The organism is Novosphingobium sp., from assembly GCF_032093395.1.
In the GTDB taxonomy this organism is placed as follows: Bacteria; Pseudomonadota; Alphaproteobacteria; order Sphingomonadales; family Sphingomonadaceae; genus Novosphingobium.
In genome coordinates this window covers 1-15,447 of sequence record NZ_DAMDBA010000051.1, presented here as the reverse complement: position 1 = coordinate 15,447, position 15,447 = coordinate 1, and the positions used below count along the sequence as shown (strand labels likewise).

The window sequence follows — 15,447 nt, the reverse complement described above, 5'->3', positions numbered from 1 at the left end:
AAGAAAGAAGGATGCGATATGCATAAGCAGGGAGCATAAGCGGGGCAGGCGATCCGCCCGGTGCGTTTGAAAGATGCTCCAGAGAGCATTTTTCTTACCGCATTCCCGCGCCCCCAATTTTCAAACATCTTCTTCAGCGCACCGGCGTGAGCTGGGCCGAATCGATGTGCCAGCGCAACTGGCCCGGTGTGGCGCCCTCCACGTCGTTCACCCGCCGGATCACGTAAGTGCCGCGAAAGCGTTGCCGGGTGCCGTCATCCAGCGTGGCATCCACCGTCACCGGGACCGGCTGGTAGATCGAACCCGCGCCCGCGTCGCCCGGCTCCAGCGTGCCGATGGTGACGTGGGTGGAGCGGGTATCGGCAAAGCCGGCAGCGAAGCGGTCCATCGTCTGGTTCGGTGGGCCATCGTCGCCCCACTGCTGCCAGGCCGTGCCGAAGTCGCGGGCATTGAGCGCCGAATAGTAGCGTTCGACTACGGCGGCGGCGGCTTCCTTGCTCTGGGGGTCGATCCCGCATTCCGGCATCGGATCGTCCTTGGAAGCGAACAGCGAGCAGCTGCGGGCGACCTCGTTCTCGATCATCGCGCAGCTATTGGCGACATTGCAGGGCGGGCGCGTGGCGGGAGAAACCTGTCGGCACAGGTCGGCGCGTTTCTGCGCGGCGGTGGCACCGATCTCGTCCGCGCAGGAAAGCGGCCCGGCGCTCGCCTTGGCGGACGGCGTCATGGCCGGGGCTTCGGTGGAAGCCGGGGCGAGGCTTGCATCTGCCTGGGCGGCAGGCGCGGGCGTGGTCGCTTCCTCTTTCGGGGACGGACCGCAGGCGCCGAGGGCAAGAAGGCAAACCCAGGGGAGGATGCGTCCCGATAGCATTCGTCGTGCGGTCATGATCGTCTTCCCTTTCCGGCCGGGCTGGTCCGGCCGGGCTGGGCCTTTCCTCGACTATCTACGCACGAGGAAGGCGCAAGTGCCCGCCGGAAAGACAAAACCGCGGCTGGAAAATGCGAAACCGCGGCTAGAAAGGCGAAACCGCTTCAGGGCGCCATGAGTTCGCGCACGAAGCCGATCAGTCCGGTCTGGCGGGCGCGGCGCATGCGTTCGGCGGCGAGGATCTTCTTCACCTTCTCGAAGCAGGCTTCGATGTCGTCGTTCACCACGACATAGTCGTAGCCGTCCCAATGGCTGATTTCCGAGCGGGCACGTTCCATGCGGGCGGCGATCACTTCCATCGAATCGGTGCCTCGCCCGGTCAGGCGGCGACGCAGTTCGTCGATGCTCGGCGGCAGCAGGAACACCCGCACGACGTCGCGCTCCAGCTTCTGGTAAAGCTGCTGGGTTCCTTGCCAGTCGATGTCGAAAAGATAGTCCTGCCCGTCCTTCAGGCCGGCCTTCACCTGCGCCTTCGGCGTGCCGTAGCTGTGCCCGAAGACATGCGCCCATTCCAGGAACTCGCCTTCATCGACCATGCGATCGAATTCGGCCTTGCTGACGAAGTAGTAGTCCTTGCCGTCCACTTCGCCCGGACGCGGCGCGCGGGTGGTGCAGGAAACCGAGTTGCAGATGTGCGAATCGTGTTCGAGCAACATGCGCGAGATCGTCGTCTTGCCCGCACCGGAGGGCGAGGACATGATGAGCATAAGGCCGCGCCGGGAAAGCGTGTCGGCGGGATTGTCCGGAGAATTGACCATGTGCCCCGATGCCGCCGGCAGGCGCGCAAATCAAGGGGGTGCGTTTCCGTCGTCCCGGACTTGATCCGGAACCGCTGGCGAATCTTTAGGCGCAAGATCGCGGCAAAGGCGCCCAGCCTACAGGTGCGCTGGTCACGGCCAGCGGTCCCGGATCAAGTCCGGGACGACGTCACTTCGCGTTTACGACGTCTCTTGGCGATCATTTGGTGAGCGTCGGCACCAGATCCGATTCGCCTTCGCCTTCTTCCGCCATATCCGCGATCTGGCTTTCGCCGCGCGCCCGTTCCTTGCGCGCCCTGCTACGTTCGAACAGCGTCTTGGCGGCAAGTCCGCCGACCACCAGCGCGGCGCCGGGGACCGATCCCAGGGCCATGCGGGCAATCATGGTGTGGACCATGGACTGGGTGAAGGAGCGCCCGCGCAGGATCTGCTTGGCTTTCTCCGGGGTGTAGCGCTTGCCGAGCAGGGCATGCTCCATCGCGCGCCGGGCAAGGAAGGTGCCTCCACGCAACGCGATGTCGGCAATGGCAAGATTGGTGGCGGTATTTGGACTGGGGCCGCTGAGGGTAACGGCCCTGTCCCTCGCTTTCGCGGCAGTGTCCTTGGCTTTCACGGCAGTATTCTTCACTGCCGTGCCAGCCTTGCTTACGCCATTCCCGACGCTTTTTCCCAGTTTCGCGGGGACTCTGGTGACGCCCATGGATCTTTCTTTCCCGGGCCTTTGCCTGCCCGCCTTACTTCTTCTTGCCGAAATCGACCGAAACGACGTTCGATCCGTCTTCGCTGGGAGTAATGCGCGAGGCAACGTCGCGTTCCGAATCGTTCTCCGGGGCGGAAAGCTCGTCTTCCTCGTCGTCGTCGGACATGGCCTGGAACTGGAGGCCGAAATCCACCGCCGGATCCACGAAGGCAGTGATCGCGGAGAAGGGAATCACCAGCTTGGCCGGGAGCTGGTTGAAGCTCAGGCTCACGGTGAAACCGTCTTCGCGCACCGCCAGATCCCAGAACTTGTTCTGAAGGACGATGGTCATCTCGTCCGGGAACCTTGCCCGCAGTTCGGCAGGGATGGACACCCCTGGCGCTCCGGTCTTGAAGGTGATGTAGAAGTGGTGGTTCCCCGGCAGGATGCCGTTTCCGGCTTCGACCTGGCCGAGAACGCGGCCCACGACGGCGCGCAGGGCCTCCTGCACGATCTCGTCGTAGGGGATAAGGCTGTCTGGTGGCGTATCGTTCATCGCGCCCTTGGTGCTCATGCTTCCAGTGTCGGTCAAGCGGCTTAAAGCGTAAAATAGCACGTTCCGACGGGTTTTCCCTAGGTCGTTTGGATCGAGTGCGACCGAAGATTACTCAGGAAACGCTTTTCGCGCACACTTGGTGCCGCGTGGAATTGATTCCCTGACGCACAGGTCTATAGGCCCTGCCATGCGCACCGCCTCGATCATCCGCAAGACTCACGAGACCGACATCGCCGTGGAGGTGAACCTCGACGGCACGGGGGCCTATCAGGTCTCCACAGGGATCGGCTTCCTCGACCATATGATCGAGCAGTTCAGCCGCCATTCGCTGATCGACATCGCCTGCCGCATCAAGGGCGACCTTCATGTGGACCAGCACCACACCACGGAAGACAGCGCCATCGCCATCGGCCAGGCGATCAGCCAGGCCCTGGGCGACCGCGCGGGGATCGGCCGCTACGGCGACGTCCATTCGCCGATGGACGAGGCGCTGAGCCGCGTCTCGCTCGACATCTCGGGCCGGCCCTGGCTGGTCTGGAAGGCGGGCTTCACCCAGGACAAGCTGGGCGAGTTCGACACCGAGATGGTGGAACACTGGTTCCACTCGATCGCGCAGGCCGTGGGCATCACCCTGCATATCGAGCTTCTCTACGGCACCAACAATCACCACATCTGCGAAGGCATCTTCAAGGGCTTCGCCCGCGCGATGCGCACCGCCGTCGAACTGGACCCGCGCAAGGGCGGGGCAATCCCTTCGACCAAGGGCATTCTCGGACAGGAATCGTTGTAATGGCCAGCTTCATCATCTCCCTTCGTTACACCGCCCCGATCGAGGATGTGGACGGCCTGCTGGCTGACCATGTCGCCTGGCTGAAGGGCAACCACGCCGCAGGCCATTTCCTGGGCTGGGGCCGCAAGGTGCCTCGTGACGGCGGGCTGATCCTGGCGCGGGGCGAAAGCCGCAATGCCGTGGAACTGCTGGCCGCCGAAGATCCCTTCGTGGCGGGCGGCGTTGCCGAGTTCGAAGTGATCGAATGGGCGCACGGTTTCTTGGACGACAGCATCGCCGGTCTCGCCGGATGACCCTGGCGCTGATCGACTACGGCGCCGGCAACCTCTATTCGGTCGCCAATGCGCTGCGGGCGGCCGGTGCGGACAATGTGGTCGTCACCGCCAGCCCCGACGTGGTGCGTGCGGCGGACCGCATCGTCCTGCCGGGTGTCGGTTCCTTCCGGTCCTGCGCCGAAGGTCTCTGGGGCATTCGCGGCATGGTGGAGGCGATGACGGAGCGCGTCCATGTCGGCGGCGCGCCGTTCCTGGGCATCTGCGTGGGCATGCAGCTTCTCGCCACCCGCGGTCTTGAGCACGGCGTGACGCGGGGGCTCGACTGGATCGGCGGGCAGGTGCAGATCATCGATCGCACCGATCCCGCCATCAAGATTCCGCACATGGGCTGGAACGACGTTTCGCTGGGCCGCAAGGATCCCGCGCAAGGACTGATCGAGCCCGGCGAGGCCTATTTCCTGCACTCCTACCACTTCCAGCCCGAGGACGGCGCGCATGTGGCGGCGATGACCGACCATGGCGGCGGCCTTGTCGCTGCGGTGGCCAGGGACAATGTCGTAGGCGTGCAGTTCCACCCCGAAAAGAGCCAGGCTTACGGCCTCGCGCTGCTTTCCCGTTTCCTCGAATGGAAGCCCTGAGATGATCGTTTTTCCCGCCATAGATCTGAAGCAGGGGCAGGTCGTGCGCCTGGCCGAAGGCGACATGGACCGTGCTACCGTCTATGGCGACAACCCCGCCGCGCAGGCGATGCTTTTTGCCGAAGCCGGATCGCAGTACCTCCATGTCGTCGATCTCGACGGTTCCTTCGCGGGCCGGGCCGAGAACCGCGAGGCGGTGGAGGCCATTCTCGAAGCGTTCCCCGGTCACGTCCAGCTCGGCGGCGGCATCCGTACGCGTGAGGCGGTGGCGGGCTGGTTCGATCTCGGCGTCTCGCGCATCGTCATGGGCACGGCGGCGCTGAAGGATCCGCAGTTCGTCAAGGACATGGCGCGCGAATATCCGGGCGGCATCGTCGTCGCGGTGGACGCGCGCGACGGCATGGTCGCGACCGAGGGCTGGGCAGAAGTTTCCGATGTCTCGATCGTCGACATGGCCCGCCGTTTCGAGGACGCGGGCGTGGCCTCGCTGCTGTTCACCGATATCGGCCGCGACGGCCTGCTCAAGGGCTGCAACATCGACGCCACCGTCGATCTCGCCCGCCGCACCGACTTGCCGGTGATCGCCAGCGGCGGCGTGAAGGGCCTCGACGACATTCGCCTGCTGGCGGTGCACGCGAACGACGGCATCGAGGGCGTCATCACCGGACGGGCGCTCTACGACGGCCGCCTGGACCTTGCCGCCGCGATCGCGATGGCGGAGAAGGCGTGAACGAGAACCGCCTCGTCGCCGTCCTGGCGCTGGCGATCTTCGTGCCGGGCGCGATCTTTGCCCTGCGCGACTTCCGCAAGGGCAGGGCGCGGCTCATGCTGTTCAGCCGCGCGCGCTCGAAAGTGGAAGCGGCGCGCGATGAGAGCCCGCGCAAGTTCTGGGGCTACACCGCGTTCAACTTCGCCGTCTGCCTGACGGTAGGCGTGTTCTGCGTGCTCCTGTTCTTCAAGCCGGTGGAGTAACACGATGACCGTTCGTATCCGCGTCATTCCCTGCCTCGACGTCGCCAACGGCCGCGTCGTGAAGGGCGTGAACTTCGTCGACCTTATCGACGCCGGTGATCCGGTCGAGCAGGCGCGTGCCTACGACGCGGCCGGGGCGGACGAACTGTGCTTCCTCGATATTTCCGCCAGCCACGAAGGGCGCGGCACTCTGCTCGATGTCGTCCAGCGCACCGCCGAAGTCTGCTTCATGCCGCTGACCGTCGGCGGCGGCGTGCGCACGGCAGAGGACGCCCGCGCGCTGCTGCTGGCCGGTGCGGACAAAGTGGCGGTCAATTCCGCCGCCGTCTCACGCCCCGAAGTCGTGGCCGACATCGCCGAAAAGTTCGGCTCGCAGTGCATCGTCGCCTCGGTGGATGCGCGCAAGGTCTCGTCCGGAAAGTGGGAAATCTTCACGCACGGTGGCCGCAAGGCGACCGGGATCGACGCGTTGGAACATGCCGTGAAGCTGGCAGACTACGGTGCGGGTGAACTGCTCGTGACCTCGATGGACGGCGACGGCACGCAGAACGGCTACGATCTCGAACTTACGCGGCTGATTGCCGAGAGCGTCTCGGTGCCGGTGATCGCCAGCGGCGGGGTGGGCAATCTCGATCACCTAGTGGCGGGCGTGACCGAAGGCAAGGCCAGCGCGGTGCTGGCGGCCTCGATCTTCCACTTCGGCAAGCATTCGATTGCGGAAGCCCACGCGGCGCTGCGCTCGGCCGGATTGCCGGCGCGCGGCTAGATGGCCGCCCACGTCGTCCCGGACTTGATCCGGGACCGCTGGCAGTACTTTAGACACCCCACCGCGAGCGAGGCGCGGCCCGGACAGCGGTCCCGGATCAAGTCCGGGACGACGATTTTCGCAAGGCCTGCACCGTCGATCGCCCCGGATCGGGACAGGCGCCGATGCGCACTTGTCGTTTCCAGCCGCGGCGGCAATGGTCGCCCTATCAGTCCCGCAGGAGCCTGTCGTGCGTCGCTACCCCTGCCTCTCTGCCGTCCTGGCGGCAACCCTCGTCCCTGTGCCCGCGTTCGCGGCCGATGCCACGCGGCTGCCGGAGCCGAGCGGGTTGCTCCTGCTGGCGATGGGGGTGGCGGGCGTGGTGATCGGGCGGCGCTTTTCGACCAAGCGCAAGGACTGACCCCCTCTGCCGATTTTGACCGCCTGCCGGTTTCGACGCGCTTGACCGCATCGCCCTTGCGCCGCATGGGCATGGCATGAGCAGCCCCGACACTCTCGCCCGTCTCGAAGCCACGATCGCCGCCCGCCGCGCCGCCGATCCCGACAGCAGCTACGTCGCCAAGCTCCATGCACGGGGCCTCGGCAAGATCGCGCAGAAGCTGGGCGAAGAGGCCACCGAAACCGTGATCGCCGCCCTCACCGAGGACGACCAGGCGCTCACCGGCGAGGCGGCCGACCTGATCTTCCACCTCATGGTGCTGCTCGGCGCGCGCGACGTGCCGTTCGCCGCCGTGCTGGCCGAACTGGACCGCCGCGAAGGCGTCTCAGGCATTGCCGAAAAGGCTGCCCGCCCCAGGGACTGAGCCTCCAGCCCCATCGTTTTCGACTCTCCGGGAGACACCGATGCCGATCGACCCCAAGTTGCCCTACGACGAGAACAACATCTTCGCGAAGATCCTGCGCGGCGAGCTGCCGTGCAGCAAGGTCTACGAGGACGACTTCGCGCTGGCCTTCAACGACATCCGCCCGCAGGCGCCGGTCCATGTGCTGGTGATCCCCAAAGCCGCCTATGTCTCATGGGATGACTTCACCGCCAAGGCGGACGATGCCGAAATCGCCGGGTTCATGCGTGCCATCGGCCACGTCACCCGCCAGCTGGAGCTGGACGAGCCGGGCTATCGCCTGATGGTCAACATGGGCACCAACGGGCATCAGGAAGTGCCGCATCTTCATGTTCACATCTTCGGCGGCCGCCAGTTCTTCCAGATGATCGCGGACTAGGAGGGCGAGCAAACCCCGTCGTCCCGGACTTGATCCGGGACCGCTGGCAATGCCGCGCCCAGCTCTCGGAGAGACGCTGCCTGCCTGCCCGCCCTGCACGCAAGGTTTCGCGGCCCGGACAGCGGTCCCGGATCAAGTCCGGGACGACGATTGTTTCTGCTGGAGCCGTAATTACGGCGCAATTAACCGCCTTTTCGCCTGTACACCTTGGATAAGTGCGACGAGTGGATTGCGCTACGGCCCCCTCCCGCTACACAACTCGGCAGCATGAGCAGCGATCCTCTCCCCCCCAGCGGCGTCCTCGACGGACCGCTTCACCGCTATGCGCTTCGCGTGTTCTACGAGGATACCGACGCGGGCGGGGTGGTCTATCATGCCAATTACATCCGCTGGTTCGAACGGGCCCGCTCCGACCTGCTCGACCTGCTGGGCATCGACCAGCGCGCGGCACTGGAGTCCGGCGAAGGGCTCTACACCGTCGCGGAAGTGAACATCCGTTACCTTTCGCCCGCGCGCCTCGGGGACGGGGTGGTGATCGATACCCATGCGCTGCAGGTCGGCCGGGTGAGCTGCACCCTTCGCCAAGTGGCGCGGCGCGGAGAAATTCGCCTTGCCGAGGCCACGGTAAAGGTCGGGTTCATCGGTCCTGAAGGACGACCGCGCAAACAGCCCGCCGCCTGGCAACACGCTTTCGCCTCGCTCATGCAAGAGCATCCGAGAGGACAAGAATGACTTTTGAACTGCTCGCCTCCGCCGTCACCATCGGCAGCGATTCCAACCACCTCAATCCGGTGACGCTGTTCCTCCACGCCGATATCGTCGTGCAGTCGATCATGGCGGGGCTGATCCTGGCGAGCGTCTGGGTCTGGGCCATCATCATCAGCTTCATGCTGCGCATCGGCAGCCTCAACCGCAAGTGCGCCGAATACGAGGAAGGCTTCTGGGAGGCCCAGAACTTCGAGGCCTACCAGAAGGAACGCCGTCGCGGCGACGTGCCGATGGGCAAAGTCGCGGGAGCAGGCCTGGCCGAATGGCGCCGCAATGCGGCCATGCCCAAGTTCGACCCCGATGGCGCGCGCGAGCGTATCGCCCTGGCCATGACGTCCTCGGTGGGTGAGGAAAGCGACCGCATTGCCAACCGCCTCAACTTCCTGGCGACCGTCGGTTCGGTGGCGCCCTTCGTTGGTCTGTTCGGCACCGTCTGGGGCATCATGAACAGCTTCTTCCAGATCGGCCAGCAGCAGAATTCCTCGCTGGCGGTGGTCGCGCCCGGCATTTCGGAGGCGCTGTTCGCTACCGCCATCGGCCTGTTCGCGGCTATCCCGGCGGTGATCGCCTACAACCGCTTCTCGCACCGCGTGAACCTGTTCGAATCGCGCCTCCAGCGCTTTGCCGACCGGCTGCACTCCGCGCTCACGCGTGAGCTGGAGCAGCGCTGATGGGCATGGGCGTTTCCGGCGGCGGCAGGCGAAATAGCCGACGCAGCGGCGGGGGACGTACCCCCATGGCCGAAATCAACGTGACGCCGCTGGTCGACGTCATGCTGGTGCTGCTGATCATCTTCATGGTCACCGCGCCGCTGCTCAAGGCGGCCGTGCCGATCGAACTGCCCGACAGCCGCGCCAAGGCGATGAGCGAGGAGCAGGACCAGATCACGATCTCGATCCAGCGCGATGGAACCGTCTATTACGAAACCGAAGCGCTTGCGCCGGGCGAACTGACCGAGCGCCTCGCCTCGGTGCCGGACGGTGCCGACGGCCGCAAGCCGCAGGTCACCCTGCGCGCCGACAAGGCCCTGGACTATGGCCGGGTCGTCGACGTGATGGGCGAACTGAACCACGCCGGTTTCACCTCGATCTCGCTGGTGACGGGTGTCAGCAGCGGTTCAGGCGGCTGAGTTAGGCTGGCACGATGGCAATGCTGGGATTGCGCAAGGACGAGGGGCTGGGGCTCACGCTGGCGGTCGCGCTGCATCTGGCGGTGCTGGCGGTCATAGTGCTGCGGCCCGCGCAGACCGACGTCGTGAAGCCGCCGCAGCGCATCGAGGTGACGCTGAGCGATCAGGTCGGCATGACCTCGACCTCTCCCGATCCGTTCAGCCAGGCCGCGCCGGATATCGCGCCGGAACTGGGCGAAGCGGCGCCGCCTCCGGCCCCGGCTCCCGAGCCGGAACCGCTGCCTCAGCCTGAGCCGGTTCCACCTCCTCCGGCTCCCGCGCCGCGTCCGCAGCCGCCCAAGCCGCGGCCTCAACCGGCTCCCAAGCCTGCTCCGCCCAAACCAGCGCCTCCGAAGCCGAAACCGGCGCCGCCCAAGCCCGCTCCGGCCAAGCCCAAGCCCGCGCCCCAGAAGCCTGCTGCAAAGCCTGCCGCCAAGCCGGCGCCCAGCCGCGACAGCGCCATCGACCGGATCGTCGGCAAGTCGGGTTCGGCATCGAGCAAGGCCACCACGCCGCCCAAGAAGGCAGGCGGCAGCCGCGTGGGCGCCGACTTCCTCTCGGGCGTCTCGGGGGCGACCTCGACCCAGGGCAAGGGGCAGCCGGCTGCCGCGCTTGGCCCGGCAGCGGTTTCGGCGCTGAACGGCGCGATCAGCCGCCAGCTCAAGCCGCACTGGGCAGCGCCGCAAGGCGCCGACGCGGAACTGCTGGTGACCACGGTGCGCTTCCGCCTCAACAAGGACGGCAGCCTCGACGGCGATCCGCAGGTCCTGCGTACGACCGGCCAGAACGATGCCAATTCGGCGCAGGTCAAGCGCCACCAGGAACAGGCGATCCGCGCCGTGAAGCTTGCGGCGCCGTTCAATCTGCCGGAAGACCTCTACAACGGTTGGAAGGTCATCACGACCAACTTCGACAGAAGGCTATCGCAATGAAGAAGATCATCCACATCGCTGCATTTGGCCTGCTGCTTTCCGGTTCCGCGGCGGCACTGGCGCAGAGCGCTCCGCCCGTCCAGTCGGTGCCGGAGGCGGCTCCCGCCGCTCCTGCCGCCCCTGCCGATGAGGACGGAGGCCTCCAGGTGACCGTCTCGGACGACAGCGACTGGCAGGATCTCGGCATCGCCATCACCACGTTCGCCACCGATGCCGACGTGCCCACCGGCACCAACGCCGGCTCCACCGCCGCGCTTGGCCGGGCGCTGTCGCAAGTGGTCGCCGCCGACCTCAAGAACAACGGCCTGTTCAAGCCCTCCGGCCCGGACGGCCTGCCGCAGCCTGCCTATTCGCAGGTCCAGACCCCGGACTTCCCGGTGTGGTCGGCCCGCGCCGCCAATATGCTGGTGCAGGGCTACGTTCGCGCGGGCAGTGGCGGCCAGATCACGGTCGGCTGCTATCTCTACGACGTCGCGCTCAAGCAGCAGCTGGTGAAGGGTGGCTGGCAGGTTCCGCCGTCCGACTGGCGTCGTGCCGCACACAAGTGTGCCGACATGGTCTATTCGCGCCTTTCCGGCGAAAGCCCGTTCTTCGATTCCAAGATCGCCTATATCGCCGAGACCGGTCCCAAGGACCACCGCATGAAGCGCCTGGCGATCATGGATTCGGACGGCGCCAACCACCGCTACCTCACCAGCGGTCAGTCTACCGCGCTGACCCCGCGCTATTCGCCGGACTATTCGAAGATCCTCTATCTGTCCTACCTCAACGGACAGCCGAGCATCTACGTCTACGACCTTGGCAGCAACACGCAGAAGCTGATCGCGCGCACCGGCAACCCGACGATGGCGCCGCGCTGGTCGCCGGACGGCAAGTGGGTGCTCTATTCGATGGCTTCGGGCGGCAATACCGACATCTACCGCATCTCCTCGGCAGGCGGCGGCACCCCGCAGCGCCTGACCAACACGCCGGGCATCTCGATCGGCGGCTCCTACTCGCCGGACGGCAGCCAGATCGTGTTCGAAAGCGACCGCTCGGGCAACCAGCAGATCTACGTTATGAACGCGGACGGTTCGAACCAGCGCCGCATCAGCTTCTTCGGCGGCCGCGCGGCGACGCCGGAATGGAGCCCGCGCGGAGACCAGATCGCCTTCACCCATGTGGTGGGCAACCTGCGCATCGCCGTCATGAGCCCCAGCGGCGGCGGCATGCGTCACCTCACGGATTCGTGGCAGGACGAGGCGCCCACCTGGTCGCCGAACGGCCGCATCATCCAGTTCTTCCGCACGGCCAAGGGTGCGGGCACGGCCTCGATCTGGCAGGTGGACCTCACCGGCCGCAACGAGCGCAAGCTGCCTACGCCGGTCGGCGCCTCGGACCCGGCATGGGGCCCGGTTCGCCCCTGACACTCCCATTGCACTCCCTTCATCGGGCGCCTGAAACGGAACGTCTCTGAAAAGAGACGTCCGTTCAGGTTGACAGCACTCAGAATTACACGGAACTTCACCAATCGCAGGCCATTTACAATTGGCTGCGCACTTAGGAGATTGCCTCATGCCTGCCCTCATGTACCCCCGTCATGTGAAGACCGGATCGACAATGCTCCTCATCGCCGGGGCTCTTGCCATGTCGGCATGCGCGTCGAAGGCCCCGAAGGAATTGCCGCCCGAGCCGGGCCCGGCCACCACCGCGCCGACCACCCCACCGCCGAGCGGCCCGCAGCCGGGCAGCCAAGCCGATTTCGTCGCCCGGATGATGGGCTCGGACACCATCTACTTCGAGCTGAACGAAGACAGCGTCGACGCCACCGACCAGGCCGCGCTGTCGAAGCAGGCGCAGTGGTTGCAGCAGTACCCGAGCAAGCGCGCCACCGTGGAAGGCCATGCCGACGAACGCGGCACCCGCGAGTACAACCTTGCGCTGGGTGAGCGCCGCGCCAATGCGGCCAAGAACTACCTCGTCAGCCTCGGCATCGATGCCTCGCGCATCAACACCGTGAGCTACGGCAAGGAACGCCCGGTCGCCCTGGGGTCGGACGAAGCCTCGTGGGCGCAGAACCGCCGCGCGGTGACTGTCACGATCGACTGATCGGACGTTCAGTCCCATTTCCGAAAGGCCCGGTTCGCGATGGCGAGCCGGGCCTTTTGCATGGGGCTCGTGCCATCTGCACTTGCATTGGCTTCCTCAGGACAGGTATCGCCCGTCGAATGAGTCGCGCAGGTCGATCGATGGACTGGGGTTTCCCGCGCTGGCGCAGCTATGGCAGCTCGCGCGAGGCTGCGGAGGTGCGCCTGTGCGATCGGCACGGCTGTACCGAACCCGGCAACTGTCCCGCGCCGAAAAGCCCGAACAGCCCGGATCGCTGGTATTTCTGCCAGAAGCATGCCGCGGAATACAACGCGGGATGGGACTACTTCGCCGGTCTCGATGCCGAGGAAGCGGCGCGCCGGGAATCGGATGAGCAGGCCGAAAGCGCGGGCTACAAGGAGTCGGCACATTACGGTTGGGCAGGGTCGGGAGACGGCACCCGCAGCCGCGACGAGTTGCGCGCGCTGGAGGCGCTGGGGCTGGACCCCGATGCGGAGTTCGACGCGGTTCGCAAGGCGTGGCGCACTAAGGCGAAGGAAGTCCATCCGGACGTGAAGCCGGGCGATCCGGAAGCGGCCAAGGCGTTCCAGACCTACCAGCTTGCCTACGAAGTCCTGCGCGCGGCCGAGGAACGCCGCGAGTGGAAGGGCTGAGCTAGCCTCGAAAGCAACGTCGTCCCGGACTTGATCCGGGACCGCTGGCCGTGAACGGCCCACGCATCGACAAGGCGCCTTTTCCTCAAGCTCTCGCCTAAAGAATTGCCAGCGGTCCCGGATCAGGTCCGGGACGACGGCTATCTCAACTCTATTCGCATCCACAAACACAAAGGGCGCGCCTTGCGGCGCGCCCTTCGCGTTTTACCATTGCGTGACGTGCAGTCGCTTACTTCGGCGAGAGCACCATCAGCATCTGGCGGCCTTCCATGCGCGGATAGGCTTCGATCTTGGCGATCTCGGCCACGTCTTCCTGCACGCGGCGCAGCAGGTTCATGCCCAGCTGCTGGTGCGAAAGCTCGCGCCCGCGGAAACGCAGGGTGACCTTGACCTTGTCCCCGTCACCGATGAAGCGGACTACGTTACGCATCTTGGTATCGTAGTCGTGATCGTCGATGTTCGGACGCATCTTGATCTCCTTGATCTCCTGCGTCTTCTGGGTCTTGCGCGCGGCATTGGCCTTTTTCTGGGCCTCGTACCGGAACTTGCCAACATCCAGGAACTTGCACACCGGCGGATCCGCGTTGGGCGAGACTTCGACCAGGTCGAGGCCGACTTCGGCCGCCTGCTCGATCGCCTGGCGCGTATACATGACGCCGATGTTCTCGCCGTCCTGGTCGATAACCCGGACCTTGTCCGACTGGATCATGTTATTGTAGCGCGGGCCACTCTTGACCGGTGGCGTCATCATGCGCCGGGGTGGGGGTGCTATAAGCGTTCTCCTGAATCGTTGCTGTCGCTAGGCGAGTGCGGGCGTCATTAATGCGAATCGCGCCCGCACGCAAAGCACGATTTCAGCAAATTCTACAGGACGCCCGAGCCGTGTGAAACGGCCATGACGCCATGTAGGTATTCAGGCGGCGGATCGCCAGAGGGGATAGCACAGCAATTGGTCTTTCGCGGTGAGCAGAGCGTCGATCTGTCGGGCCGGTTGCAGCGCCTTCAGGATGGCCGGATCGGCGGCGTCCATGCCGCCGGTCAGGGCCCCGAAAGCCGGAAGAATCAGCCGGTTTCCGCTGTGGACCACGCAAGGCCGGGCAATTCTGCGCCCCCGCGCCGTGACGATCAGGCGGGGGTGGAAATGACCAGACAGTTCCGGGCCGGTAGTGCCGGGGCGGGCTTCGTGGCGAAGCGCGATGCCGTTCACCTCGATCTCTTCCACGCGGGTGCCGCCCGCTTCGCTGCCCAGATGAGGATCGTGGTTGCCGGTGATCCACACCCAGTCCAGCGCGCGGGTGAGCGCGCCGAGCATGCCTGCGGCATGCGCGTCGAGCCGCTCCGTGCCCCTGCTGTCGTGAAAATTGTCCCCCAGGGCGAAGATTCGGCGGGCGCCGGTCTGCCGCACGGCCAGGGCGATTCGCTCCAGCGTCTCGCGGCTGTCGTAGGGCGGGAGCATCTGCCCGGTGCGGGCGAAGAAGCTGGCCTTTTCGAGGTGAAGATCGGCCACCAGCAGGGCCTGCTCGCGCGGCCAGTAGAGCGCGGCACCGCGTACCGTCCCGCCACCGGGCGGCGGCGCGATCAGCTGCAACTCCTCTGACTGGAACGAAAAGGGAACCATGGCTTTCCCTTGCCGCAGCCCGTCCGATTTGGCAAGCGCCGGGCGGAAGAGGAAATACGATGACCGATGGGCCGACCCAAGACTGGACTGCCGAAACCGCCCGCGCGCGCGACTGGTTCGAGACGCTGCGCGACCGCATCTGTGCCGAATTCGAGGCGATCGAACGCGAGGCCGGTTCTTCGGCTGCGTTCGAGTATACGCCTTGGCAGCGCGCTGCCGTGGAGGGCGGTGAAGAGGGTGAGACCGGAGGCGGCACGCGCGGCCTGATGAAGGGCAAGGTCTTCGAGAAGGTGGGCGTCAACGTCTCCACCGTGGTCGGAGCGCTGTCGAAGGATTTCGCGGGCACGATCAACGGCGCCTCGGCGGAGCGGAACGGCTTTTCCGCCACCGGCATCAGCCTCGTCGCGCACATGGCCAATCCGCACGTTCCGGCCGTGCACATGAACACTCGGTTCCTGACGACCACCAAGGCCTGGTTCGGCGGCGGCGCCGACCTCAACCCGCCGATCCCCTATGACGAGGACACGACCGAGTTCCACGCCGAACTCCAGGCGGCCTGCGATGCCCATGGCGCGGACTATTACGAGCGCTACAAGGCCTGGGCGGACGATTACTTCTACATCCCGCACCGCAAGGT

The 15,447-nt window shown here is 65.7% G+C and carries 23 protein-coding genes; 17 read left to right on the top strand and 6 right to left on the bottom strand.

The features are described from left to right. Positions 1 to 133: 133 nt before the first annotated feature. From RT424_RS16105 to RT424_RS16090, 4 genes are all read right to left on the bottom strand, one after another. Positions 134 to 886 (bottom strand): hypothetical protein, encoded by a 753-nt coding sequence (locus RT424_RS16105; protein WP_313440358.1) that lies wholly within the window; start codon positions 884 to 886, stop codon positions 134 to 136. 146 nt (positions 887 to 1,032) lie between these two features. Continuing rightward, positions 1,033 to 1,686: a guanylate kinase gene (gene gmk / locus RT424_RS16100; RefSeq protein ID WP_313440356.1), complete on the bottom strand. Its 654-nt coding sequence runs from the start codon at positions 1,684 to 1,686 to the stop codon at positions 1,033 to 1,035. A gap of 199 nt (positions 1,687 to 1,885) precedes the next feature. Next, on the bottom strand, positions 1,886 to 2,314 hold the full coding sequence (locus tag RT424_RS16095) for a hypothetical protein (protein WP_313440354.1): 429 nt from the start codon (positions 2,312 to 2,314) through the stop codon (positions 1,886 to 1,888). Between the two features lie 106 nt (positions 2,315 to 2,420). Next, positions 2,421 to 2,921 (bottom strand): SspB family protein, encoded by a 501-nt coding sequence (locus tag RT424_RS16090; protein WP_313440407.1) that lies wholly within the window; start codon positions 2,919 to 2,921, stop codon positions 2,421 to 2,423. Between the two features lie 187 nt (positions 2,922 to 3,108). On the opposite strand from RT424_RS16090, the gene hisB reads away from it, so the two are divergent. The 16 genes from hisB to RT424_RS16010 all read left to right on the top strand — a co-directional run bounded on the left by hisB (position 3,109) and on the right by RT424_RS16010 (position 13,192). Then, complete coding sequence (gene hisB, locus RT424_RS16085) at positions 3,109 to 3,711, top strand: imidazoleglycerol-phosphate dehydratase HisB (protein ID WP_021233127.1); 603 nt, start codon at positions 3,109 to 3,111, stop codon at positions 3,709 to 3,711. Further along, positions 3,711 to 4,004, top strand: coding sequence for a YciI family protein (locus RT424_RS16080; protein WP_313440351.1), 294 nt, complete (start codon positions 3,711 to 3,713; stop codon positions 4,002 to 4,004). Before hisB ends, RT424_RS16080 begins: the two co-directional genes overlap by 1 nt. Continuing rightward, positions 4,001 to 4,624 carry an imidazole glycerol phosphate synthase subunit HisH gene (gene hisH, locus RT424_RS16075; protein ID WP_313440349.1) on the top strand — a complete coding sequence of 208 codons (624 nt, stop codon included), beginning with the start codon at positions 4,001 to 4,003 and terminating at the stop codon, positions 4,622 to 4,624. Before RT424_RS16080 ends, hisH begins: the two co-directional genes overlap by 4 nt. A 1-nt stretch (position 4,625) precedes the next feature. Then, on the top strand, positions 4,626 to 5,354 hold the full coding sequence (gene hisA / locus RT424_RS16070) for a 1-(5-phosphoribosyl)-5-[(5-phosphoribosylamino)methylideneamino]imidazole-4-carboxamide isomerase (RefSeq protein WP_313440347.1): 729 nt from the start codon (positions 4,626 to 4,628) through the stop codon (positions 5,352 to 5,354). Next, complete coding sequence (locus RT424_RS16065) at positions 5,351 to 5,596, top strand: hypothetical protein (RefSeq protein ID WP_313440345.1); 246 nt, start codon at positions 5,351 to 5,353, stop codon at positions 5,594 to 5,596. Before hisA ends, RT424_RS16065 begins: the two co-directional genes overlap by 4 nt. 4 nt (positions 5,597 to 5,600) lie before the next feature. Continuing rightward, entirely contained in the window at positions 5,601 to 6,362 is a 762-nt protein-coding gene (gene hisF / locus RT424_RS16060; protein ID WP_313440343.1) for an imidazole glycerol phosphate synthase subunit HisF, read from the top strand. A 229-nt stretch (positions 6,363 to 6,591) separates the two neighbouring features. Beyond that, positions 6,592 to 6,762, top strand: a complete 171-nt coding sequence (locus RT424_RS16055; protein ID WP_313440341.1) for a PEP-CTERM sorting domain-containing protein — start codon at positions 6,592 to 6,594, stop codon at positions 6,760 to 6,762. A gap of 76 nt (positions 6,763 to 6,838) precedes the next feature. Then, positions 6,839 to 7,165 carry a phosphoribosyl-ATP diphosphatase gene (locus tag RT424_RS16050; RefSeq protein ID WP_313440339.1) on the top strand — a complete coding sequence of 109 codons (327 nt, stop codon included), beginning with the start codon at positions 6,839 to 6,841 and terminating at the stop codon, positions 7,163 to 7,165. 40 nt (positions 7,166 to 7,205) lie between these two features. Next, the gene (locus RT424_RS16045) at positions 7,206 to 7,583 is read left to right on the top strand and encodes a histidine triad nucleotide-binding protein (RefSeq protein ID WP_313440337.1); all 378 of its coding nucleotides are present in this window, start codon (positions 7,206 to 7,208) and stop codon (positions 7,581 to 7,583) included. A gap of 267 nt (positions 7,584 to 7,850) precedes the next feature. Further along, positions 7,851 to 8,315 carry a YbgC/FadM family acyl-CoA thioesterase gene (locus tag RT424_RS16040; protein ID WP_313440335.1) on the top strand — a complete coding sequence of 155 codons (465 nt, stop codon included), beginning with the start codon at positions 7,851 to 7,853 and terminating at the stop codon, positions 8,313 to 8,315. Further along, positions 8,312 to 9,022: a protein TolQ gene (gene tolQ, locus RT424_RS16035; RefSeq protein WP_313440333.1), complete on the top strand. Its 711-nt coding sequence runs from the start codon at positions 8,312 to 8,314 to the stop codon at positions 9,020 to 9,022. Before RT424_RS16040 ends, tolQ begins: the two co-directional genes overlap by 4 nt. After that, entirely contained in the window at positions 9,022 to 9,480 is a 459-nt protein-coding gene (locus RT424_RS16030; RefSeq protein ID WP_313440331.1) for a biopolymer transporter ExbD, read from the top strand. Before tolQ ends, RT424_RS16030 begins: the two co-directional genes overlap by 1 nt. Positions 9,481 to 9,494: 14 nt before the next feature. Next, positions 9,495 to 10,451, top strand: coding sequence for a hypothetical protein (locus RT424_RS16025; RefSeq protein ID WP_313440330.1), 957 nt, complete (start codon positions 9,495 to 9,497; stop codon positions 10,449 to 10,451). Beyond that, positions 10,448 to 11,857 (top strand): Tol-Pal system beta propeller repeat protein TolB, encoded by a 1,410-nt coding sequence (gene tolB / locus RT424_RS16020; protein ID WP_313440329.1) that lies wholly within the window; start codon positions 10,448 to 10,450, stop codon positions 11,855 to 11,857. The genes RT424_RS16025 and tolB overlap by 4 nt, the downstream gene beginning before the upstream one ends. 148 nt (positions 11,858 to 12,005) lie before the next feature. Further along, a complete protein-coding gene (gene pal, locus RT424_RS16015) occupies positions 12,006 to 12,539 on the top strand; it encodes a peptidoglycan-associated lipoprotein Pal (RefSeq protein WP_313440327.1) in 534 nt (177 codons plus the stop codon). 119 nt (positions 12,540 to 12,658) lie between these two features. Continuing rightward, on the top strand, positions 12,659 to 13,192 hold the full coding sequence (locus RT424_RS16010) for a J domain-containing protein (protein ID WP_313440325.1): 534 nt from the start codon (positions 12,659 to 12,661) through the stop codon (positions 13,190 to 13,192). A gap of 229 nt (positions 13,193 to 13,421) precedes the next feature. Here RT424_RS16010 and infC read toward each other — a convergent pair whose 3' ends face one another. Both infC and pdeM read right to left on the bottom strand, forming a co-directional pair. After that, positions 13,422 to 13,943, bottom strand: a complete 522-nt coding sequence (gene infC, locus RT424_RS16005; RefSeq protein WP_086491233.1) for a translation initiation factor IF-3 — start codon at positions 13,941 to 13,943, stop codon at positions 13,422 to 13,424. A 162-nt stretch (positions 13,944 to 14,105) separates the two neighbouring features. Beyond that, on the bottom strand, positions 14,106 to 14,810 hold the full coding sequence (gene pdeM / locus RT424_RS16000) for a ligase-associated DNA damage response endonuclease PdeM (RefSeq protein WP_313440320.1): 705 nt from the start codon (positions 14,808 to 14,810) through the stop codon (positions 14,106 to 14,108). A gap of 59 nt (positions 14,811 to 14,869) precedes the next feature. Between pdeM and RT424_RS15995 the strand changes: the two genes are divergently transcribed. After that, positions 14,870 to 15,447 (top strand): coproporphyrinogen III oxidase (locus RT424_RS15995; protein ID WP_313440318.1); only part of this gene is annotated, 578 nt, incomplete at its 3' end.